11 protein-coding genes and 1 pseudogene are annotated in these 17577 nt (G+C 70.4%); 3 read left to right on the plus strand and 9 right to left on the minus strand.

Translation table 11 applies throughout. The features are described 5' to 3' along the window. Positions 1 to 58 precede the first annotated feature (58 nt). Positions 59 to 2257: a DEAD/DEAH box helicase gene (locus ABZZ79_RS13575; protein ID WP_356689092.1), complete on the minus strand. Its 2199-nt coding sequence runs from the start codon at positions 2255 to 2257 to the stop codon at positions 59 to 61. Then, entirely contained in the window at positions 2257 to 3606 is a 1350-nt protein-coding gene (brxD, locus tag ABZZ79_RS13580) for a BREX system ATP-binding protein BrxD (protein ID WP_356689093.1), read from the minus strand. Before brxD ends, ABZZ79_RS13575 begins: the two co-directional genes overlap by 1 nt. A 60-nt stretch (positions 3607 to 3666) precedes the next feature. Here brxD and ABZZ79_RS13585 point away from each other — a divergent pair. Continuing rightward, positions 3667 to 4347, plus strand: a pseudogene (locus ABZZ79_RS13585) (CBS domain-containing protein); the annotation flags it as partial. Positions 4348 to 4395: 48 nt separating this feature from the next. On the opposite strand, the gene pglZ reads toward ABZZ79_RS13585, so the two are convergent. The 4 genes from pglZ to ABZZ79_RS13605 form a co-directional block, all read right to left on the minus strand. Further along, the gene (pglZ, locus tag ABZZ79_RS13590; RefSeq protein ID WP_356689094.1) at positions 4396 to 7323 is read right to left on the minus strand and encodes a BREX-2 system phosphatase PglZ; all 2928 of its coding nucleotides are present in this window, start codon (positions 7321 to 7323) and stop codon (positions 4396 to 4398) included. After that, positions 7320 to 11210 (minus strand): phage resistance protein, encoded by a 3891-nt coding sequence (locus ABZZ79_RS13595; RefSeq protein ID WP_356689095.1) that lies wholly within the window; start codon positions 11208 to 11210, stop codon positions 7320 to 7322. The genes pglZ and ABZZ79_RS13595 overlap by 4 nt, the downstream gene beginning before the upstream one ends. A 352-nt stretch (positions 11211 to 11562) precedes the next feature. Next, complete coding sequence (locus ABZZ79_RS13600) at positions 11563 to 13698, minus strand: tetratricopeptide repeat protein (protein ID WP_356689096.1); 2136 nt, start codon at positions 13696 to 13698, stop codon at positions 11563 to 11565. Beyond that, positions 13695 to 14108, minus strand: coding sequence for a hypothetical protein (locus ABZZ79_RS13605; protein WP_356689098.1), 414 nt, complete (start codon positions 14106 to 14108; stop codon positions 13695 to 13697). Before ABZZ79_RS13605 ends, ABZZ79_RS13600 begins: the two co-directional genes overlap by 4 nt. A gap of 229 nt (positions 14109 to 14337) precedes the next feature. Between ABZZ79_RS13605 and ABZZ79_RS13610 the strand changes: the two genes are divergently transcribed. Next, positions 14338 to 14607: a hypothetical protein gene (locus tag ABZZ79_RS13610; RefSeq protein WP_356689099.1), complete on the plus strand. Its 270-nt coding sequence runs from the start codon at positions 14338 to 14340 to the stop codon at positions 14605 to 14607. Further along, positions 14600 to 15202: a DUF6879 family protein gene (locus ABZZ79_RS13615; RefSeq protein ID WP_356689101.1), complete on the plus strand. Its 603-nt coding sequence runs from the start codon at positions 14600 to 14602 to the stop codon at positions 15200 to 15202. Before ABZZ79_RS13610 ends, ABZZ79_RS13615 begins: the two co-directional genes overlap by 8 nt. A 131-nt stretch (positions 15203 to 15333) precedes the next feature. On the opposite strand, the gene ABZZ79_RS13620 is transcribed toward ABZZ79_RS13615, so the two are convergent. The 3 genes from ABZZ79_RS13620 to ABZZ79_RS13630 form a co-directional block, all read right to left on the minus strand. Beyond that, complete coding sequence (locus ABZZ79_RS13620) at positions 15334 to 16209, minus strand: hypothetical protein (RefSeq protein ID WP_356689102.1); 876 nt, start codon at positions 16207 to 16209, stop codon at positions 15334 to 15336. A 218-nt stretch (positions 16210 to 16427) separates the two neighbouring features. Next, entirely contained in the window at positions 16428 to 16631 is a 204-nt protein-coding gene (locus tag ABZZ79_RS13625; RefSeq protein ID WP_356689103.1) for a DUF397 domain-containing protein, read from the minus strand. Continuing rightward, positions 16628 to 17458, minus strand: coding sequence for a helix-turn-helix transcriptional regulator (locus ABZZ79_RS13630; protein WP_356689104.1), 831 nt, complete (start codon positions 17456 to 17458; stop codon positions 16628 to 16630). The genes ABZZ79_RS13625 and ABZZ79_RS13630 overlap by 4 nt, the downstream gene beginning before the upstream one ends. Positions 17459 to 17577 lie beyond the last annotated feature (119 nt).

The following is a 17577-nucleotide window of genomic DNA, read 5'->3' on the forward strand; positions in this document are numbered from 1 at the left end:
AGTCGGGACGGCGTAACACTCGGCGTCCGTTTGAGGGTGCCTTGGCGGCTCTTCCTGCTCAGCCGCCGTTCTGAAAGCGCACCGGCTCGCCGAGCACCGAGCGGGCGCTGTCGAAGTCGGCCAAACGGGCGGCCACCGTGGCCACGGCGAGGCGCTCCGGGAGGGCGGTGGAGAACTTCAGCCCCCGTACGGCCCGGCGGTCCACGTCGGGCAGGACGAGGTTCTCGCCGACGTTCTCCCGGGCCGCACGCCAGTCGGCCGGGGTGAGGTTCTCGCGCAGGCGCAACCAGCTGTCGGTGGGTCGTTGCAGGGGGTCGGTGACCGACTGGAGGGTGGCCGCCAGGGTGGCGTTGGCGCGGTAGCCGGCCCAGGTCCACCAACGGACATCGGAGCCGACGCGCGTGATCAATGTGCCGCCCGGGTGGACGGTGCCAGGTGCGTCGGTTTCGCGCTGTTCGGCCAGGCACGCCTCCGCACGCCGGGTGAGGGAGACCGGCGGGGCCGTGCCCAGCAGCACCTCGCGCATGGCACGCGTCAGGGCGTACGACAGTCCGGCGACGCCGCCGTTCATCCACTTGGCGATTCCGCCGCCGTCGGCCGGCTCGACGAAGACGCGTTTGCGCAGCCAGTCGATGTACGTGACCTGCCAACTGCGTCCACCGAGCAGCAACCGCCTGGGGCCGGGGCGTTCCTCTGTGAGCACGCTCGGGTCGGTGCGGCCGATCTCCGTGCGCCCGGACAGGACGGTGAACTGCGGAGGTGCGGTGAAGGAGGCGGTGAGTTCGATGAAGTGCCTTTTGCCGAAGCGGCGTTCCGCCTCTGGGCCGACGAACAGCATCCCACCGTCGCTGTCGAGGAAGCCCTCCTCGGTGAGGAAGCGCAAGATGGGCGCCGCCGACCTGTCGAAGGGGGCGAGGCCGTTCCACTGCCGGTCCCACAACTGGTCGCCGAGTTTGTGCTGCTGCAGGGTGACGGCGAGCAGTTGCTGGGCCACGAGATGACGCGGCTCGGGCGGGGGGACGACCGGTTCCACCCAGCCCCGCGACCAGAGCAGCAACAAGCCTGCCGCCTGCAGCAGTGTGTCCTTGCGGGTGGTGAGGAACAGACAGTTCCGCACAGTGCCGGGACGCCGGCCGGTGCGGCCGATGCGCTGCAGGAACGAGGCGACGGAGGCCGGTGAGTCGATCTGGATGACGCGGTCCAGGTCACCGACGTCAATGCCGAGCTCAAGGGTTGATGTGGAGACGATGACGCAGTCGCGTGCCTCGGCGAACGCCTGCTCGGAACGGGCGCGTTCGTCGACGGAGAGCGAGGCGTGGGACAGGAAGACAGTCACCTCGCGCGCGCGCAGCGCCGCGCCCAACTCCTCGACCTGGCGGCGCGAGTCGCAGAAGACGAGCCGCTTCTCTCCCCTGTGCAGCGCCGCGATGAGTTTGGCCGCGTTGTCGAGGGAGCCGACGTAGTCGAGTTCCACTTCGCCCGCGGGCCTGCTGGACGGCTCGGGACTCGCTTCGTCGCCGTGTCCGCTGCCGTCGGTGGCCGGCAGATGCACTCCGGGGGCGACCACCTGACCGGTGCGGCTGCCGACGCCCGCGCCTTGCAGCCAGTGCAGCAACTCGGCCGGGTTGCCGACGGTCGCTGAGAGCCCGACGCGCTGGATGGGGCGTCCGGTGACCCGCTCCAGCCGTTCGAGCACGGCGAGCAGGTGCCATCCCCGGTCGTCGCCTGCGAACGCGTGCACTTCGTCGATGACGACGGCCTGGACACTACCCAGCAGGCGGGCGTGGTCGGTCTTGACACCGATCAGCATGGCTTCGAGCGACTCGGGCGTGGTCAGCAGGATGTCCGGCGCCTCGGTCCGGATGCGCTGCCGTTGCGATTCCTTGGTGTCGCCGTGCCAGAGCGCAGCGCGTCGCCCCAGCCACTGGGCATAGGAGTCGACGCGGACGACCAGGTTGTTGAGAAGCGCCTTGAGCGGACACAGGTACAGCACGGACGTGCCGGTCCACCTCCGCTCGGTCATCGCCGACAGCAGGGGGAAGCAGGCCGCCTCGGTCTTGCCCCCCGCCGTCGGCGCGAGCAGTACGGCGTCCTGGCCCTCCATGAGCGGTGTGATCGCCGCCCGCTGCAGGGGGCGCAGATCGGGCCAGCCGAGGGTGTTGACGATGTGATGCAGGACTACGGGGTCAAGTCGGTCCAGTACGTCGGCACCTTCGTCACCCAGGTCCTTCCCGGCTGGGCGTCCCGCGTCCGCCATCACAGCTCCAGGTCGATGTCATCGGCAGACGCGGAGTCCCCGGAGACCGTGGCGGCGAGGTTCCGCTCGACATCGGTGAGTTCGCTGCCGGCGACGGTGAGCCGGTAGTGCCGCCGGGGGTCGAAGTCGTCGAACTGGTCCACGCGGTCGAGCACGTCCCCGACGAGTTTCTTCAGGAACAGCCGGGGAGCCACTCCGACCTTCCCGCCCAGCGCCCCTCCGACGGCCACCGCGAGGTCGGCGACATACGCGTCGTCGACGACCTTCCGCACGCGCTCGGGCACTTCCGCGGCATCGGCGTACAGGTCACGGATGGTGAGGCCGAGTCCGACCAGGGACCGCTGGTTGAAGCCGGGGAGCCTGATCTGCACGGCGCGAGGGTTGTCGAAGCGCGGGTCGGTGGTGAAGTCGGTGGCCAGCCGCTGAGCGAGAGGCGCCAGACGCTGCACGCCCTGCTGACCGTCGTAGAAGGCGGGGGTGCCGGTGATGACCAGGTACAGGCCGGGGAAGCGGCCGGAGTGCACCTCGTCGATGAGCTGCCGCAGGGCGTTGAGCGCCTTGTCTCGGGCATCGGAGCGGACGCGCTGGAGCGTCTCCACCTCGTCGAGGACGACGAAGAGCCCGGTGTGCCCGGAGTCGCGCAGCACGGTGAGCAGTCCCTGCAGGAAGCCCAGCGCCCCGAAGTGGTCGAGGTCGCCGCGCACCCCGGCGGACCTGCGGGCGGAGGCGGCGACGTGCGGCTGGCCGCCGAGCCACGCCAGCACGCCCGCGGCGGTCGCCTCGTCGCCGTCGGCGAGGGCGGCACGGTAGCCGCGCAGGGCGGTGGCGAAGGACGGAGCGTGCCGGGAGACCTCGGCGAGCCGTGCGACGAGCAGCTTCTCCACCTCGCCGGGCAGCTCCTCCTCGGTCGCGCCGTCGGCGAGAGCGTCCTCCTCCAGGGCGTAGAACCAGGCGTCCACGACGGGCCGCAGTGCGCTGGGAGGAAAGCTGGAGGTGGTGAGGCGTTCGGTGAGCCGCCGGTAGACGGTCTCCAGCTTGTGCAGCGGTGTCTCGCTCTCCGAGATCTGGATCTCGGCCACCGCGAAGTTGCGGCGTTTGGCCCGCTCCCCGAGCCAGCGCGTGAAGAACGTCTTGCCGGATCCGTACTCACCGCGCACAGCCTTGAACACGGACCCGCCGGACTCGACGGCGTCCAGTTCGGCGTCGAGGGCCGCCTCGAACCGGTCGAGCCCCGTGGCGAGCAGATCGAGCCCGCTCTCGGGTACGGCGCCGCGGCGCAGGGCATCGAGGACGGTACGGCGGCGGGCCGCGCTGACCTGCGCGGGGCGCCTGGATCCGATGGTGCTCACCGGAACAGTCTTTCACCCCCTCGGGCATCGACGTACGAGAGCGGTACATTCCGGGCCGCCACGACGTTCCTCATGCGCACGAAGGGACTCTCCCAGATTCCGGTGACCACCGGCATGGCCCAGGTGCACGGTGTCGTCACCTGGGGGTCCGTCGCCAAGATGTACGAGGCGGGGAAGATTGCCACGCTCGACAACGCCATGGAGAAGGACTCGCTGCCCGTCCACGACGCCCGCCAGGAGTTCTTCGCCGCCCTCCCCGTCATCCGCGAGCACGGTTACCTGCTCGTCCGCGGTGACGACGGCTGCCTCTCGGGCATCGTCACCGCCTCGGACGTTACCGACCGCTTCGAGGGGACGGCGCGCCCCTTCTTCATCGTGGGCGAGATCGAGTCGCTGCTGCGCCGCTGTCTGGGGGCGGCCCTGGACACGGAGACCATCAGGGCGGTCCAGACGAACAAGAAGCCGGAGAACCGCACCGGCCAGGTGTCGGACCTGATGTTCGGCGACTACCTGAGACTCCTCGACGGCGACCAGGCTCGGCAGTCCCTCGCCGAGCGGGCCGACCGCAACTGGGCGGCGCTGAAGTGGCCCAACATGCCCCGGGAGCAGTTCATCGGCCTGCTGAAGCGAGTGAAGGACATCCGCAACCGGATCGCCCACTTCGACGAGAAGCCGCTTCCGCGGGAGATGCTCGACGAGCTGACGACCTTCGCGAACGTGCTGCGGGCGTTCGCGCCGTGAGGCAACGGCTCGGGGCGCTCACCGAGGCGCCCCGGGCCGTGTCGTCGGTCAGCCCGTCCCGAGGGCGAACTGCTCGCGCAGCAGCGCCTCGTGGAGCCGCACGGTGCGGCCGTCCGGCAGGGTCTCCAGGACCTGTACGCCGTCGTAGTTGAGGAGTTGCCGCAGGACGGCGGCGAAGCCGTCGCTCCGGGTCACCGGCATGCCGGTGCGCTGGGCGAGGGCGGTCACGGGCAGGGTGCCACCCGCGTCCAGCAGGGCGGTGAGGGCCTTGTGCACCTGTTCCTGCTGCGGCTTGCGGGCCAGCCCGCCGAGCTGTGCCTGGTAGGTCTCCGAGTCGAGCACTGCCGTCACCAGTACTTCGACGTGCGAGACGGCGGTCGGGGTGAGCAGGGCGTCGTCCGCTCCGGCGGTCGGCGCGACGTCGAAGAGCGCGTCGTGCGTCCGGGCGACGTCCGCCTGGTCCTTCTTCGCCCTCCCCGCCGGCTTCTTGGGAGCGGGGCCCGTTCCGGCAGTCGGTGCGGCGGCGAGCTCGCTTCTCGGCCGTGCCGTCGCGGTCTCCTCCGGGGCCCACCACGGCGGCCGCTGGTCGCCCAGTTCCCGCCAGCCCTTCGGGGGTTCCGCCCCGAACGGCAGGAAGGCGAGCACGGGGATGGTGACCTCGGCGAGGGAGGCACCGCCGTGGTAGCCGGCCTTGAGGGCGGTGTAGCGGGAGTCGGCGTCCCACAGCGCGACGATGGAAGCGCCCGGCTCGGGCCACACGACGCGCGGTCCGCTGAGGGCGATCTCTCGTTCGGCGAGCGGACCCGCCCCAGGCAGGCGGTGACGTGCGGACGCGGGGTCGGCCGCGATGTCGACCTTCGTGCCGTGCCGGTCGACGACGTGACCGTGGTCGCTGGTGAGGAGCACCGCCATGCCCTGGTCCGCCGCCACTCTCAGCAGGTCGCGCAGGCCGGGCACGTCGGCGACCCGCCAGGCGCCGTCGCCGAGCTTCTGCTCCTTGGCGAGCCGGTCGTCGATGGCGTTGAGGACGACGGCGACATGGGTTCTGCCGTCTTCGAGCGCTTCCGTGAGCGCGGGACCGAAGGTGTCGCCCGCGGTCTCGGTGCGCAGGTCGTCCTTGTGGAAGACGGCGGCCGGGGCTCCACCCCACAGCTTCAGCGTGGGGAAGAGCCGCTTCTCGTCGGCCTGCGTGCCCTTCGTCAGGGTGCCCGCGAAGAGCGAGGTGCGGGACACGGCCGTCACCGTGGGCAGGGCGGCGGCCATCGCCCGCCGCCGCGGCGCGCCCTGCCCGGAGAGCGGGTCGAACTCCGCCCAGGAACGGCGCAGTTCCTCGCCGAGTTCGTTCGCGATGGCCGCACTCATGCCGTCGAGCACGAGCAGCAGCACCCGGCGTTCCTCACCGCGCGGGACGAGCGGTCCGACCACACGGTCGAGGAAGGTCTCGACGGTGAGCATGCGACCCGGCTGGGTGCCCGCCTGCGTCCAGGTGGCCAGGTTCCCGGCGAACGACACGTCGATCTGCCGACGGCGGTCCCTGACGCGGGTGCCGAGGGTGTCGTAGGCAGCCTTGAGGACGGGGTCCCGATCGCCCCCCGCTTCGACGTGCTCCAGCGCGAGGTCCACCCAGCCGGTCTCGTCTACGTGCCGCTGTATGGCGTCGGCGACGGTGGGGGCCTCGGCAGGCGGGTCGGTGGCCAGCCAGCGGGCGAGACGCTGTCCCATGCGGGCGCGTTCGACACGGGCCGACTCCTCGGGTTCCACGGCGAGACGATGGTCCTGGAGGCGGCGTACGGCGTCCGCGACCGCAGGCGTGTCACCCGCCGCGAGGGCCTGGCCGACCGCGGTGAACCGGGCATCGAGGCCACCACGCAGGACAGGGCTCGCCGCGACGGCGTGTTCCGCGCCGAACTGGCGGGCCAGTACGGCCGCGCGGTCGAGCACGATGCCGGTGGTGCGGCGTGCCTCGCGGGCCTGGTCGGCCTCGCTGCCACCGGTGCGGTGTCCGGCCGCCAGCAGCGCGGTGACGTACTCCTCGGCGGTCTGCCCGAAGACGGTCACCAGGGCGTCGAGCTGTTCGCCGAGTGCCGGAGGCCGGTCGCCGAAGTAACGTTCGGCGCGCCCTCGGGCCTGGTACGTCTCGGGGGCGGGGGCGGCATGCTTCCACAGGGCCGTGCACACCAGGCCGAAGGCGGCGGCGTCCGCGCCGCGTTCGGTGTCGACGAGGGCGAGCAGGGCGCGTCCGGCGAGGCCCGCCTGGTCCTGCTCGCCGAGGAAGGCGGCCAGCCCGGCGCGCTCGGGGCCTCGAAGGGCGAGGAACCGCTCGGGGGCGCCGGGCCTGGTCGACCAGTGCAGCAGGGCCCCGGCGTCGAGCCGGTCGTCGCCCGGGCGGCGCGGGCCGCCTTCGGTGTCGAAGCGGGCCAGGCGCAGGCGGCGCTGGGCGAGCGCGGTGAGGGCGTACTGACGGGACAGCCAACCGCCGGGAACAGCCGGCCAGCCGCCGGGCGGGGTGGCGTCGAGGAGGGCCTCGGCGGCCCAGTTGAAGTCCTTGAGCCTGGGGTCGATCTGCCGGGCGCCGAACGCCTCGCGGACGACGTCCCAGCTGTCGACGGTGTCGATGCGCAGCTTGTGGACGCGGGCGAGGATCGCCGGGTCGAGTTCGCTCTGCTCCCGGTCGGTGAGGACGACCAGCACGGCGGGGCCGGGACGGCGTCCCGCCAGATGATCGAGGACGAGTTCGTGGACGGCGAGCGGCGACGGCGCCACCGCGACACCGGCCGTGCGGCTCTCGCCCCAGGCGGGTTCGGCCGGCCCGTCCCACTGAGGCGCGGACCGCAGCAGCACCACCCGGCGCCTGCCCCCGCCTTCACCGGTCAGAGAGGCGGCGAGGGAGGACTGCGACGACAGGTACTGGGTGACGGTCGCGGTGTTCAGCCGGACCGCGCCCGGGGCGGCGGTCGCGGTTGCGGTGTCCGTCATTCGACGACCTGCCAGGTGATCTCGACGGTCGCGTTCGGGTGGCGGGCGGCCAGTTCGGACAGCTCCGCCTGGAGGTCGGCGGCCGCCCGGGACACCGTCGTGCTGCGGCGGCCGGACTTCCGCGCGGAGCCGCCTCCGCTCGCCGGGGAGGGGGGCTCCTGCGGCGGGGTGTACGGGATGCGCGGATCGCTGGTCGGCGTGTCCAGGGACTGGCCGTCGGCCGTGGAGGGCTGGGGTGCGACCGGCGCGGGCGGTGGGGTGGCGGCGGCCTGGCTGCGCTTGAGGAGGGCGACGACCTCCCGCTGGGTGCGGGCGAGGGCGTCGCGCAGGTCGGCGGTGCGCTGGTCGTCGCGGGCGACGTTGCGCAGCGAGTCGAGCAGCGCCTCACCCTCGGGGCCGAGCCCGGCGGCGAGTTCCAGGGTGCTCCAGGGGGCGGAGGCGACGGCTTCCGCGACGCTGCGTGCCTGCTTGATGGAGGTCCCGTACCGGTCGGCACTGGTCCCGCCCAGGTCGAAGGAGGCGAGTGCCTCCACGGTCTTCTTCGCCCCGGCCGCGCCCTTGCCGGCCTCCGCCGTGACGGCGTCCAGGAGTTGCAGGGAGCGGCGGGCGAGGGCGAGGCGTCCGGTGTCGGCGGTCTGGTCGAGGCCGAGGAAGGTGGCGTGGGCCTCCAACTGGTGCACCAGGTCGGCCGCGTGGTCTCGGTGGGCGCGGGCGGCCTCGATGATCTGGCGGGCGAACTGGTTGACCATCCGGCCGCGCCGCAGGGCCGGCGGCTTCGCCCCGAAGACCGTCTCGAAGCGCTGCCGTGCGGTGTCCCAGTCCGTCTCGGCGGGCAGCGGCTGGCTGCGCAGCGCGTCGTGGTCCTTGATCGCGGACAGTTCGGGCGCGGGGTCGAGGACGGTGCCGCCGCGCACCCACACCCGGTCGTCCATCTCTGCGAACGCGGCGACGACGAGCCGGGCGAGGAAGTCGGGCAGGCCGCGCGGGTCGGGCTTGTCCGTCCAGTCGGTCAGGGTGATCAGCGACAGGTCCCCGGCGACGCCCTGGGCGCTGGCGAGCTGCCGGAAGTGGTCGGCCCAGTAGCGGGACAGCTCGAAGTACGCCTCCTTCTGCTGCCCGAGGCGCAGGGGCCCGGCGATCCGCTGCATGAGCTTGCGGTCGGCGGCCGGGACCTCCACCCGCCCGTCACGCGCCTCGGCGGCGGCCCGGACGTGGCTGAACACCTTCTTGGTGTCGGCGGCCTTGACGGCGATGCCGGTGCCGTCGGGGTCGAGGTCGGGGTGCGCCGGGTACTGGTGGGCGAGCAGCTTGCCCGCGACGTGCCGGATGCCGTCGTGCAGGCTCTGCCCGAAGGCCAGGGTGAGGCCGTCCACGTCGGGCAGCGGGACGAGATGGTCGTCGAAGTCGGGCACGACGTCGGCGGCCTGCTTCTGGGCGAGCCCGTACGCCTGCTTGAAGGCGCCCTTGACCTGCTTGAGCAGAGCCTCGCGCTGGGTCTCGAGGAGGCCCTTGGCGCGGCTGCGGTTGTCGGCGTTGAGGTGGCCCGCGTACTGGGTGTCGAAGCGGTGCTCGTCGGCGAGGGCCTTGTCGATGACGACGAGCCGTCGGAAGTCGGCGAAGCGCTGAGCGGACAGATGCGCGGGCAGCCAGGCGACGATACGGGACCGCTCGCCCTGCTGGCGCTCGCGCAGCCGCTGGATCCGGTTGACGTCGTCGACAGGCCCCCACTCGCCCTCGTCGAAGGGGAGGTCTATGGCGATCCGCCAGCGGCCGTCCTCCTGCGGCATCAGGTCGTGGTCGGGCAGCTCGTCCTCGTCGGCGACGTTGCCGAACACGATCTCGGAAGTGCGGGAGGTACCGCGCCAGGTGAAGCTGAGCTGGTCGCTCAACTGCCCGTGCTCGACGCCCAGTTCCTCGGACAACAGGCGGCGGGCGAGGGCGACCCGGTTGCCCGGGTTGTCGTTGACCTGGGCGTTGGCGATGACGGAGTCGACGTCGACGCCCGACAGCTCCAGCCGTACGCCGGGGTTGGCGTCGGTGCCGGTCTCCTTGATCTCGGGGAACCTGGCCGCCCACTCGGCGACCTTGTTCTTGATGATCCCGACCTCGGCGCCCGGGATGGGCGCGAGGACCGACCCGTGGTTGAGAGCGCCGAGCCGCCGGATGGTCAGCTCGGCCAGCGAGGGCACGCTGGGTGCGAGCGCGGACAGCAGCAGGGTGCACACGAGCCGGTTGTCTCCGACGAACATCCGGCAGCGGTTGGCACGCTGCGCGTCGGTGACGGTCTCGGGGTTGGTGCGGTACTGCCTGACGTCGTCCTCGGTGATGTCGTACGAGCTGAGGAGGTAGGGCCGAAGCTTGGTCTTGTAGAGCTTGTCGGCGGCCTCGAAGACGACCTTCAGACTGTCGGTGAACGGCTTGTCGCCGCCCTCCGCGATCACCGGGTAGAGGTCGCCGACCGGGATGAGCTGCCCGAGCCGGATCTCGTCGCGGTGGTCGGCGAGCAGCTGGCCCATCAGCTTCAGACCGGTACGGGAACGCTGCAGCGCGGACGAGATGTGGACGAGGGTGTCCATGAACGCCGGTGAGAAGGGGTACGTCAGCCGGAACGACTCCGCGTCCGCGCCGGTCGTGCCCTTCTCCGAGCCGAGAAGGGTGTCCCAGACCTGGGTGCCGACCCGCTTGGTCTGCTCGAAGGCCGCGTCGACGAGCCGCTCCGCCTCGGCGTCCTTCGGCTTGAGGATGCGCGCGTGGGCGATCTGCGGGAGGTTGCGGTCCTCCAGGGTGATTTTGTCGAAGCGGCCGGAGGCCAGGTTCAGGGTGTCCTGGATGGAGGCTTCCGCCGCGCCGGACACCTCTTCGCCGACGAGTTCGCGCAGGTCGCGCTGGCGGGCGATGAACGACACCACGGGGATGGCGCGTCGGGCGTCACCGCCCTCCACGAAGTTCGTGATCTTGCTGGCCTCGCGGGCCACGAACTTCTGCTCGTGGATGAGCGTCGCGAGCCAGAGGATCAGCTCGTCCAGGAAAAGGATCAGGCCGTCGTAGCCGAGCGACTTGGCGTGCTCGGCGATGACGGACAGACCGGCGTCCAGGGAGATGAAGCCGTGCTCGTTCTCGGCTGCGTTCTGGGCGAAGCCGGGGAAGAGGTTGGTGCCGGCGTCGTTGACCAGCTTGGCGCGCAGCTCGGCCGGGGTGGAGGGGTTGCGGAGGTCGAGCGGGGTGCCCCCCTCGTGGTCCTCCTCGGCGGCGAGGGCGGTGTCGAGGAGCTGCGGGGTCCAGGCGAAGCCCTCACCCCACTCGTCCGTCTCGCCGTCGCCCGCGTCGCCGCCGCCCAGGCCACGGATGACCGCCTCGTCGCCGTAGGTGGCACGGTTGGCCCGGATGTCGGCGAAGAGGGAGTCGGTCCGGTACACCTGCGGGGTCGGGGCCTGTGGGTGCAGCTTCTTGACGTGCGTGACGTACCCGCCGAGCACCCGCTGTTCGAGGGCCTTCGCGCCGAGCATGTGGTACGGCACGAGCAGGAACTTCTTGCCGTCCGTGGTCAGCCACTCGTGCTTGGTCAGCACCGGGTCGAACTCGGTACGGGCACGGGCGGCCGGGTCGCCGCTGAGCAGGGCGTACAGCACGGCCATGAAGTGCGACTTACCGGAACCGAACGAGCCGTGCAGGTAGGCCGCCTTGGAACGGTGCCCGTCGAGCGAGGACTTGATGAGGGCCAGCGCCTCGTCGAAGTTCTCCAGCAGCCGCTCGGTGACGACGTAGTCCTTCAGCGCGTTCTGGGCGCCTTCGGGTGTCGTCGCCTCGGCGAGGGACAGAACGAAGTCCGAGGTGGAGATCTTCTTCTTGATGTCGATGACATCGCGGAGGAGGGGCGGCTGGGCCATTGCGGGTCTCGCTCTCCCTGACGGTGGTCGGTACTGCTGCTCGTACTCGGTGTGGTGCGGGTCCGCCGCCGGGGCCGGAAGCCGGTCCGCGGGGCTCGGGGGTACGCGTGACCGTGCGGCGGGCCGGCTTTCCTGGCCGATGGCGCGGACGGGACCGGCCATGCGGTGACCGGACAGGACCGACGTTCCTGGCGTCGGTCAGGTCAGTCCAGACGGGTTCGCGGCGTCTGCACTTTCATCCCCCTCGTACTGAACGTCACCCGTACGGCCTGCGCATAGCAGCCTACCTCCGTACTCCTGTCGGTCCCCTCGCGCTCCGTCGGTGCGGGTCGCTCCCATCCCGGCGTCATCACTACGGCCGCCATCGCCCTGACCGGTAGGCGTCCAGCAGTTGTCGGCTCGCGACCGTGAAGGGGTGTTCGGGGCCCAGGCCGCGTTCACGCCGCTCGACGACGTCGGTCATCAGCGCGATCCCCTCATCCACGTGTCCGAGCGCGGCCCGGGTCCTGGAGAGGAGTTGCCGGGCGGCGAGCACGATCGGGTACTCGGGCCCGAAGCGCCGCACATACGTCTCGGCGACCCGCCGGATCTCGTGGTCGGCCTCGTCGAAGCGGCCCAGGAGGTACAGCGCCCACGCGTGGTTGTGTCGGGCGCCCAGTGTCACGGTGTGGTCGGGGCCGAGGGACCGCTCGCATTCCGTCGGCAGCGTGAGCAGTGTGCCGCCTTCCTCGGTAACCACTTCGGCGGCGGGCAGCATCTCCAGCAGGCTGGCGCGGGCCCGCAGGGTCAGCGGATGCACGGGGCCCAGCGCCGAGCGGCGCCTGGCGACGGTGTCGCGGAGCAGTGCGACGGATTCCTCGCGTCTGCCGAGGTTCGCCAGCACAAGTTGGAGGCCGTAGCCGCTGTCCGTGGTGTCGGGGTCGTCGGCGCCGAACAGCCGCTCCTGGGCGTCCCGGACCGCGCGGAGCGCCGCTTCGGCTTCGGCGTACCTGCCCAGCCGGAACAGTGCCCGCCCTGCCCTGGAGCGGGCGGCGAGGATCGTACGGTGGTCCGCGCCGAGGAGTCGCTCTGCGAGGTCCGCCGCGCTTCGGGCGGTCTCCCAGGCGGAGAGGTAGTCACCGGTCCGGTGCAGGGCGACCGACAGTCGCGTCGCGACGGCCAGGGCGTCGGCGGCGGACGGCCCGCCGATGTGCCTCAGCAGGGCCAGCGCGTGAGGTACCAGCAGGCGCAGTCGCGGATCGTGCGGACCCGCGTCGGGTACGCCGGGCACGGCCGCGTCGAGCAGCCGGACGGCTGTCGTGTCGAGGGCGGGCAGCAGGTCCGCGGGGGTCGCCGCCGAGACGCTGTCGAGCAGGATGCCGTGGCTCTGTACGCAGCGGGCGTCGGCGGCGTCGACCAGTTCGGACAGCGACTGGTCGAGGAGGGCTCTGAGGGCTGTCTCGGTTCGGGCACGAGGCAGTACGGCGCCGATGTCGGCGTGGTTGAGCAGGGTCAGCGGCAGCGGCTCGGCGGCGAACCGGGCCAGCAGTCTGAGCAGGGCCGCCGCTTCGGGCAGCCCGCGCCCTTCGAAGGCGTCGAGGGTCAGCTGCCAGGTCAGGCCGACCAGATGCCGGGGGTCCGCTTCGGACAGCGCGTCGGCTCCCCGGTCGATCAGCTGGACCCGTTCGTCTCCGTCGAGTTGGTCCCCGTAGGCGTCCATCGTCCAGGGGTCGATGACCTGATGGGAGAGGAAGCCGCCCGCCAGGGTGAGAGCGAGGGGCAGCCGCCCGAGCCGGTCCGCGACCCTCGCCGCCTGCTCCGTCGTACCGCTGTGCGGTGCGAGATCGTGCAGCACGAGCGCGGCGTCCTCTCGGGGCAGTACGCCGATGTACTGCAGCTCGGCGCCCGGCCACCACCGAGCCGCCGCTCGCCGTGTGGTCACCAGGACGGTGCCTCGCGGGCTGGTGCGCAGCCAGTTGCCGTCCCGCAGGATCTCCGGCTCGTCGGTGTTGTCCAGGACCAGTAACCAGGGTTCGGAGGAACGGTCGAGATACGTCCAGGTGAGATCGGCGGCAGGTCTGAGGCCGTTGCGTGCGGCGAGCAGTTCGCCGTGGGCCGCCCCTCGGTCGGCGGCGACTGCGAGCATGCCGGCTCGCAGGCTCGCACGGTCGGAGGCGTTGACCCACAGGCCCACCCGGCCCTGTTCTCCAGTGACCTCCTGGAACAGGGCGCAGGCGACCGCCGTCTTACCTGAGCCGCCCATGCCGTACAGCACGTAGACCTGGCCGCCACGCTCCGCCTTGACGCTCGCCCGCAGGCGTTCCATCACCTCGCTGCGGTCGCGGAGCGCGACGGGGGGCCTGCCGACCGCCGGGCGTCGTACCGAGTCCGGTCCGCCGCGCTCCGGTCCGGCACCGCCGTAGTGGTGGTGCTCGGTGATGTGCTGGTCTCCCCGCGACTGGTAGACGCGCCCGTGGTCCTCGGCGTGGCCGTCCGTGCCACCCGTCATCGCTCGGTGATGTGCTGGTCACGTCCCGCCTGGTAGACCCTGCCCTGACCGGACGCGGTGGCGTGCTGCGTGATCTGTCGGGCGGCCGAGCCTTCCGCCGGATCGAGTTGGTCCAGCAGTGCCCGCAGCTCCTCGACGGCATCGGGCCGGGCGACCAGCAGCCGTTGGACCGCCCCCTGCCACCGGAGGCGCAGTTCGTCCAGGGTCTGCTGGTCGTCGGCCACCGTGGCGGCCAGAACGTCCTCGCGTCCGGCCTCCAACTCGGCGGCGACTGTGTCGGCGCGCTCGGGTTGCGTCCGGCGCCAGAGCCGTGTCATCCCGTCCCGCATGTGCTGCCAGGCGTCGGTCGCCATCAACGCGACCAGGGTGGTTCCCGCGCTCTGTGCGAGCAATGCCACTTCCGCGTCCACAGCCGCCCCTCCGTTCACCCGATTTTTCAGACAGCAGAACTGAAAACTGTCACCCGTCAAGAAGTGATGTGATCGTCATTGCGGTCCCTGTCATTCCCTTCTCGAGCAGCATGGGACAGGGAGGAATCAGTCCTCGCCAATACCCTTGCGGACCAGGCCTGACACCTGGTCAGGTCGTCGCACTGCAGGCTACAGTGACGCATCCCGACCGATCGAGGGGGCGATGGGGATGTCCAGGCCATGGGAAGCTGATCCGGCCACGCGTTTCAAGCGACGGCTGGGAAAATCGCCCCAGGAACTCGGCAACACCACCGGAACTCCCGACTGTCCCGACATCTGGGAACTCGACAACGGCGACATCGCCGTCATCGGCCGGGACCTCACCGAGTCACTCGGCAAGAACCTGCCCGGCGGGGTCTCGATCGGATCGGACGAACGCCTCGTGGTCATCCCCAGGAACATGCTCATCGCGGCGAAGCCGGACATCCCGAGTGTTTGACTCCTTTGCGGACGGCGCCTCCGACCGCCTGGACCGCCCCACGTACCACGCCGACCTGAGCCGGATCTACGGCGGCAGGATCGGCTTCCTCAACAAGCTGGAGCGCGGCCAGCACTTCCAGGAGCGCGGCTTCGCGAGCTGGGAAGCCTTCGCCGCCGGCGACTGGTCGAGGGCGCTGACCCTCGCCGACGAGAGGCGCGAGGAGTACGCGAAGGAAGTCCTGCGGGCGTCGAGGTCGGGCGTCAGGCACCGCCGTCTTCGCGTGGTGGAATTTCCGGTGACGCCGTATGTGCAGTGGGAACTGCATGTCCTGCGGGTGCGTGTGGAGGTGGGGGACGAGATCAAGGTTCTCGACGCTCGCGCTATTGCGCACATCGAGCGGACGCGACCAGTTCCGGAAGTGGTCATTCTGGGTGATGCGGTGATGTACGAGGTCGTGTACGACGACGACGGAAACGCGGACGGAGCCAACCGCTACACCGACAGCTCATTGATCCGGGAAACGAATGCCGGATTCGATGCGCTGTACGAACGCGGCGAGGAGTTCCACGAATTCTTCGACCGGGAGATCGCCCCGCTGGCCCGCCCCAGGTGACCGGCCCGGCCCAGGGGTTCACGCGGCTCACAGTGATCAGCGAGGCGGAGGGCGGGCGGACGCCTGCGAAGGACCACCGCCCCACCGACTGACTGCAGGAACGCCCGCCGCAGGGTCGGGCATTCGCGGCGTCAGGACTGAGGTTCCTCCTGCTTGAGTGTGGTGGCGTCTGCGCTGCGCTGTTCGGGGGTGGCTTGGGCGAAGGGCCCGTGGTCCTCGACGACTTCGCCGTCCACGGCGTCCCCGTCCATCACTCGGTGCGACGGCTCCGCCAGCGGCAAGCCGGCGAGGTGGTTCTTGAGCCTCTTGGCCATCGGAAGGTAGGTCGCGAGAGTGAGCCCGCCGGAGACAACGGCCCCGACGAGGGGGATCGCCTTCGATACGGTCGTCGCGAAGGACTGCGTGGTCATCTTGACACCGAGGTAGCCCGCGACCTTCTTCACCATGGGGTAGACGACCCCGTGGGTGAGTGCCTTCTGGGGCAGTTTCTTGGCGACCGTCTCCGCCATCATCCCCGCGACCTTCCCCACCGCGACGTTCGCCGACTTGGTGCCGAACATCACGCCGAAGAAGAGCGTGAGCACACCCTTGGTCGCGTCATCGACGTCATCGCCCTGGTCCGAGAACAGGTCGGGCCAGCTGTAGAGGTAAGCGAGCTTCTGCGAGATGCGCAGCATGTGGCCGACGTACTGGGCGGTGTCGGCGGGCACCGTGGCGGGGAGCGCGATGATTCCGGGTATACCGGCGGCGGCCGAGAGAGCGCTGACCTTGGCGGTCTCATAGCGGACGGAGTCGTTGGCCACCTTGTCGAGAATCTCGACAGAGATGCCCGCCGCAGCAGGGGTCTCTTCTATCGCCCTCCGGATCTCGTCCTCGGAGCAGCGGCGAGCCAGCGCACTGCGGAGGTACGCCTCCCTGTGGATACGCACACCCGGAAGCTTCGCCGCCGCCAGCAGCAACGTGAAGAACCGCGACTCGGGGTTCTCGACCCCTTTACCCTGCTTCATGGCAGGAACCTACAGTAGCTCCGCTCCTCAATGACCGGGTGCACTCAACTCGGTTCGGTCGTTCCCGCCAGGCAGAGGACAAGCAAGGGGATCGGTTACAACGAGCCGTCTGTGCAACCGACTTGGCGCGCACTGGGCTGATCGTCACCCACCGTACGCAGGAGGAACGGAGCAGGGTCCTCGGCAGGCACTCGTCTGCTGAAGACCCTGCACAGGTATCAGAGCGCAGCGAACTGGACGAACGCGGTCCACGCCGTGGGGGCCACGGTCAGTGCGGCACGGGTTGCGTCCTTCGAGTCGCGGACGTGGACCCTGGCTGGGCGGGTGGCGACCTCGACGCACTGACCACCCTCAGCGCCGCTGTAGCTGCTCTTGACCCAGACAAGCGCAGGCACGGGACCGCGTTTTGCTTCAGCGTTCATCTCTCTCCCAACAGCTTCTCGATGAAGGCCAGGGACTCACTCGGGGTGAGGGCCTGCGCTCGGATGATTCCATAGCGCGCGGACAGCGCATGGACCGCGTCCCGCTCCGTGACCAGCGTGCTCCGACCTTGAGCCTCCATGTAACCGACCTGTTGCGCCTGCCTTGGCGACAGCAAGGTGAACGCGCCATCGACACCCGCATTGTCCTCGCGGTCGAGCGGCATCACCTGAAGCTCGACATTCCGCTTCTGGCCGAGCAAAAGCATCTGCTCAAGCTGTCCGTGCCATACGTGCTCACCGCCGAGCGGCCGTCGCACAACCGGCTCCTCCATGACGAAGCTCAACAACGGGGCGGGCCACCTGTCGAAGATCCCCTGTCGTGCGAGCCGCGCTGCAACGCGCTGCTCGATGGTCGCCTCGTCCAGCAGTGGACGCCGCATCCCCAGCAGAGCCCGCGTGTACTCCTCTGTCTGCAACAGGCCGTTGACCACGTGGGTGTCGTACACGTAGAGCTCGACGGCCTCGGCCTCCAACTTGGCCGCGTCCCGGAAGAACGCCGGATACTGAGCCCGAGCCACCTCCTCCTTGCTCGCACTCAACACCCCACCCGTATCCATCACTTCATCGGCCCGGTCGATGAACTTCGGCGGCGGGATACGTCTCGCCTGCTCGAACGACGCGATCGTCGAGGCCGAGTACCCGGTCAGCGACCCGAGCGTCGCGCGGTCCATTCCCGCCCGCTCTCGGAACAGCTTCAACTGCCGCCCGAACACAGACAGCATGCCCGTCCCGACCTCGTACTCCGGCTGCTGAACCTCGTCGTCCACGCCGCAGCTCCTCTCGTACAACCGCCCAGTCAGCCAACTCGGGGCCCGGGAACCGGTCACGCCCAACACCGCGTACAAGCGCACCGCCCGCGTGTACAGCCCGTACCCGTCAGCGCATC

It is taken from the genome of Streptomyces sp. NPDC006458, assembly GCF_040612135.1.
Lineage (GTDB): Bacteria > Actinomycetota > Actinomycetes > Streptomycetales > Streptomycetaceae > Streptomyces.

Bases quoted from the DNA above. Each gene is read 5' to 3' on its own strand.
- ABZZ79_RS13575 (WP_356689092.1), bottom strand. From the start codon at position 2,257: ATGGCGGACGCGGGACGCCCAGCCGGGAAGGACCTGGGTGACGAAGGT.
- pglZ (WP_356689094.1), bottom strand. From the start codon at position 7,323: ATGACGGACACCGCAACCGCGACCGCCGCCCCGGGCGCGGTCCGGCTG.
- ABZZ79_RS13595 (WP_356689095.1), bottom strand. From the start codon at position 11,210: ATGGCCCAGCCGCCCCTCCTCCGCGATGTCATCGACATCAAGAAGAAG.
- ABZZ79_RS13600 (WP_356689096.1), bottom strand. From the start codon at position 13,698: ATGACGGGTGGCACGGACGGCCACGCCGAGGACCACGGGCGCGTCTAC.
- ABZZ79_RS13610 (WP_356689099.1), top strand. From the start codon at position 14,338: ATGTCCAGGCCATGGGAAGCTGATCCGGCCACGCGTTTCAAGCGACGG.
- ABZZ79_RS13620 (WP_356689102.1), bottom strand. From the start codon at position 16,209: ATGAAGCAGGGTAAAGGGGTCGAGAACCCCGAGTCGCGGTTCTTCACG.
- ABZZ79_RS13625 (WP_356689103.1), bottom strand. From the start codon at position 16,631: ATGAACGCTGAAGCAAAACGCGGTCCCGTGCCTGCGCTTGTCTGGGTC.